The 4054-nt window shown below is 68.6% G+C and carries 4 protein-coding genes and 1 pseudogene; 4 read left to right on the top strand and 1 reads right to left on the bottom strand.

Annotation, left to right across the window (positions count from 1 at the left end; all coding sequences use genetic code 11):
- Positions 1-60: 60 nt before the first annotated feature.
- Together IE262_RS40320 and IE262_RS38995 are read left to right on the top strand one after the other, a co-directional pair.
- A complete protein-coding gene (locus IE262_RS40320; protein ID WP_268249656.1) occupies positions 61-195 on the top strand; it encodes a hypothetical protein in 135 nt (44 codons plus the stop codon).
- A gap of 168 nt (positions 196-363) precedes the next feature.
- Positions 364-777 (top strand): annotated as a pseudogene (locus IE262_RS38995) (hypothetical protein); the annotation flags it as partial.
- On the opposite strand, the gene IE262_RS38990 reads toward IE262_RS38995, so the two are convergent.
- Complete coding sequence (locus tag IE262_RS38990; protein WP_189880381.1) at positions 765-2279, bottom strand: MFS transporter; 1515 nt, start codon at positions 2277-2279, stop codon at positions 765-767. The pseudogene IE262_RS38995 and the gene IE262_RS38990 overlap by 13 nt on opposite strands.
- Positions 2280-2383: 104 nt before the next feature.
- Here IE262_RS38990 and IE262_RS38985 point away from each other — a divergent pair, with 104 nt between their 5' ends.
- Positions 2384-3316 (top strand): helix-turn-helix transcriptional regulator, encoded by a 933-nt coding sequence (locus tag IE262_RS38985; RefSeq protein WP_189880378.1) that lies wholly within the window; start codon positions 2384-2386, stop codon positions 3314-3316.
- Positions 3317-3383: 67 nt separating this feature from the next.
- Positions 3384-4054, top strand: a 671-nt coding sequence (locus IE262_RS38980) for an IS701 family transposase (RefSeq protein WP_373305241.1), incomplete at its 3' end; no start/stop codon positions are given.

Below are 4054 nucleotides of genomic sequence, written 5' to 3'. Positions count from 1 at the left end.
CTCAAAGGCCAACCACCCGCCAGCCGCGTCCCCAACCTCACAGGGCAATACAACTAGGTCGTGTTCGACCACATCGACCGGTACGGCGAGACGTCGGCACAGAGGCTGTTCACCAGGCTCTTCGTCGCGGAGGTGCAGCACCTGTCCCACCTCGGGCACCTGAACCTCGGCCACGCCACCTGGGAGCGGTCGTGAGCGGCGGCGAGGTGTCGGGCCGCCTGGGGTGTCGGCGTCAGGCGCGAGGCGGTCGCCGGTGACGATGTGCGGATGGGCCAGGCCGCCGGCGACCGCGGCCTCGCGGGCGAACCGGGCCACCTGCCGGTCGTCGTCCGCGCTGCTGTCCCCGGTGAGGACCTTGACCGCCACCAGGCGGTCGACCCTCGGGTCGTGTGCTTGCCAGATGCCCTTGAGGAAGCCGCTGCCGAGCAGGAGCGGGCCCGGCAAAAGGGGGCGGCCCGCCGGAACAGAACGGTCAGGACGGCAGTGACGACCCCGAGCGGGAAGAACGGCGGCACATCAGGCGGTGCAAGCTCCGCTTGAAGGAAGCCTCTGCTCGGCAGGTCCCGTGGTGGGCTGACGAGCAAGGTTCTTCTTGCCGCCGACCGCAAGTGCCGTCCGTTGCCACTCGTACTGACTGTAGGACAGGCTGCTGACAGCCCGCAGTTCGTCCCCGTGCTGCGGAAGGTGCGTAACCGGCTGCCCGTCGGCCGGCCCCGAACCCGGCCTGACGCTGCTGCCTCGGACAAGGCCTACTCATCCCGCGCTCACCGCCGGCATCGGGTCGCAGCCGTCTCATGCTCAGCCGCGGTGACTTTGGCCGCTCGGGATAGCCAGCGGAGCGCCACAAGTCCGAGGACGAGATGCAGGAAGCCGGCGGCTGTCGCGGCAACATGGAGTCCGCTGAGGAATGCTGATTTGGCGTCGGTGGCGACCGCGACCGTCAGGTCGGGCAGTTGGAGTGTCGCGTCGAGGGTCGGGGCGAGGCCGGGGCCTTGGAGGCGGAACAGCAGGGCGGCGAGTGAGCCGAGCAGGGCGATGCCGAGGGCGTTGCCGATCTCGTTGCTGGTCTCGGCGATCGCGCCTGCGGATCCCGCGCGCTCCGGAGGGACTGCGCCGACGGCGGTGTCGGCTACGACAGCGAAGGAGATGCCGTAGCCGATGCCTGCGACAGCGGAAGATGCGATGTACCAGCCGATCCCGCCGGTGACGGTGGTAGGCAGCAGCAGGAGCAGCCCGGCGGCGATGGAGACGTGGCAGACGAGCAGGACCGCGCGTTTTCCCACGCGGTCCACGATCCTGGGGGTGACGATGCAGGTCGTGGTGAGCACGATGGCTCCCGGCAACGCCAGCAGCGCGGCCTGCAAGGCGGGGATGTCGAGGACGGACTGCAGGTAGATTCCGGCCAGGTAGGCTGCGGCCGACCACGCTGCGAGCGGCAGCAGACCGGTGATCACGGCGATGGTGAAGGTGCGGTCGCGGAACAGCGAGAAGTCGATGAGCGGGTGCTGCAGTCGCCGTTGCCGGAGTCCGAACCAAGCGAGGACCGCGATACCTGCGATCAGGGCACCTGCGGCGGTGACCGACGGGCCTTCGGCGGCCGCGTGCTTGATGCCGTAGATCGTCAGCAGCAGCCCGACGGCGGAGGTCACGACGCTGGCGGCGTCGATCCGCCCCGGTCGGGCGGCTGGGACCTCACGGAGCAGGACCGGCGCAAGGAAAAGGAAGACGACGATGACGGGGAGGTTGATCAAGAACACCGAGCCCCACCAGAAGCGTTCCAGCAGCACACCGCCGATGACCGGGCCGATCGCGAAGCCTGCGGCGAATGCTGCGGCGAAGATGCCGATGGCCTGCGCCCGTCGCTTGGGGTCGGTGAACAGTTCGCTCAATACCGCCAGTGCGGAGGGAAGCAGGGTCGCGCCGGCGATCCCCATGACGGCACGGGCGACGATAAGCAGTTCCGGTGTGGGGGCGAACGCAGCGGCAGCGGAGCCGAGACCGAAGAGGGTCGCGCCGATCATGAGGAGCCTGAGGCGTCCGTAGCGGTCGCCGATGTTCCCGAATGCGATGAGCAGCGACCCCACGGCGAAGCCGTAGATGTCCAGGATCCACAGTGCTTGGTCGGCGCTGGGGCTCAGAGCCTGACTGACCCTGGGCATCGCGAGGAACAGGATGGACCCGTCCATCGAGACCAGAAGCACCGGGCCCAGGACGACGAGCAGTCCGAGCCAAGCCCGGAGGTTGCCGGTGTTGGTCGTGGGTGAGGCCTGTTGAGTCATGTCGTCAAAGCTCCGGGCCTGCGCCGGGAGCAGCCAGACACCTGGTGTGGGTACACCCGACAGGTACACCCACACCACCGCGGCCCACGTCTACGCTCGATGGCGTGGAGAGCCTCGGATCATTCCTGAAGAGCCGCCGCGACCAGGTCACTCCGGACGCGATCGGGCTACGCACGTACGGCAGCAGCCGGCGCGTTCCGGGGCTGCGCCGAGAGGAACTGGCTCACCTCGCGGGCGTCAGCGCCGGCTACTACACGCGGCTGGAGCAGGGCCAAGGCGGCACTGCCTCGGCGCAGGTTCTCGACGCCCTGGCACGAGTGCTGGAACTGGACGAGGTGGAGACAGTCCACCTGCACAACCTCGCCCGCCAGACCGACCGGCTCGGCCTCGCCGAACCGCCCGTGGAACAACCCCACCCTCGTGTGCTCGTGCTGCTCGACTCGCTGGCCGAGGCCACTCCCGCGGTCGCGCTCGGCAGGCGTGGGGACGTGCTTGCCTGGAACCGTACCGGTCACGCGCTGCTCGCCGAACACGTGGATTTCGAGGCCCCTGGCGACCAGGCTCGTCGTCCCTCGATCCCGCGGATGTTTTTCCTCGACCCCCTCACCCGGGATCTGCACCGCAACTGGGAGGAGCTCGCCCGCACCCACGTCGCGTACCTGAGGCTCACTGCCGGCCGCTTCCCGACCGACGCGCGGCTGGCGAACCTCATCGGCGAACTCACCATGCGCAGCGACCAGTTCGCAGGGATGTGGGCAACCGGAGAAGTCGCCGACTGCACGACCGGCGACATGCACCTACACCACCCGACCGTAGGTACCGCGAGCATCGCCTACCAGGTGTGGCTCCAGCCCGACAGTCCGGACCACCGCATCGAGATCTACACCCCCAACGACGCTTCCTCAGCAGACGCGCTCCACCTCCTCACCCGACACGCCTCGCTCGCGGAAGACTCCAACCTCAAAGGGGTCGAACAGCCCGCTGCTGGTCGCGGTACATCTCGATCCGTCAACAACCTCGTGGCCCGCAACAGCTAGTAGTGCTTGGTCAGTTCGTTTGCTGGTGGCGTGTCCGTTTGAGGGGGTGTGTCGTTGACCGGGTGTGATGGGCGGGGAGTTGGCTGCGGTCCGGTGTGATCTGGAGGACTTCGCGGCGGAGATGTTCGAGCCGTTCGCGCGGGCGGATCAGCGTCGGTGGGGCGAGGTCTATCTGCGGGGACTGTTGCTGGACGGGCGGCGTAAATCGGTGGAGCCGATGGCTGCCCGGCTGGGTGAGGACGGCAACCGGCAGGCCCTGGCGCACTTCATCACCACGAGCCCGTGGGACGCGGCGCATGTGCGGGCCCGTCTGGCGTGGCGGATGCAGCAGGTGATCAAGCCGACCGCGCTGATCGTCGATGACACCGGCTTCCTCAAGGACGGGGATGCCTCGGCGTGCGTGGCCAGGCAGTACACCGGCACCGCGGGCAAGGTCACCAACTGCCAGGCCGGGGTGTCGCTGCACCTGGCTTCCGATAGTGCCTCGGCGGCCGTCGACTGGCGGCTGTTCCTGCCCGAGAGCTGGGATCCCGCCTCGCCGAAGGCCGATGCGGCCAAGGTGGCCCGCCGCACCACGTGCGGCATCCCCGAAGAGGTGGGCCATGTCGAGAAATGGCAGCTGGCCCTGGACATGATCGAGGAGACGCGGTCGTGGGGCATCGACATCCCCCTCGTCGTCGCCGACGGCGGCTACGGCGATGCCGCCGCCTTCCGGCTGGGCCTGGAAGAACGCGGGCT

It is taken from the genome of Streptomyces bluensis (assembly GCF_014650715.1).
In the GTDB taxonomy this organism is placed as follows: domain Bacteria; phylum Actinomycetota; class Actinomycetes; order Streptomycetales; family Streptomycetaceae; genus Streptomyces; species Streptomyces bluensis.
The sequence above is the reverse complement of the archived record's forward strand: the minus strand, read 5'-3'. Positions and strand labels throughout refer to the sequence as shown.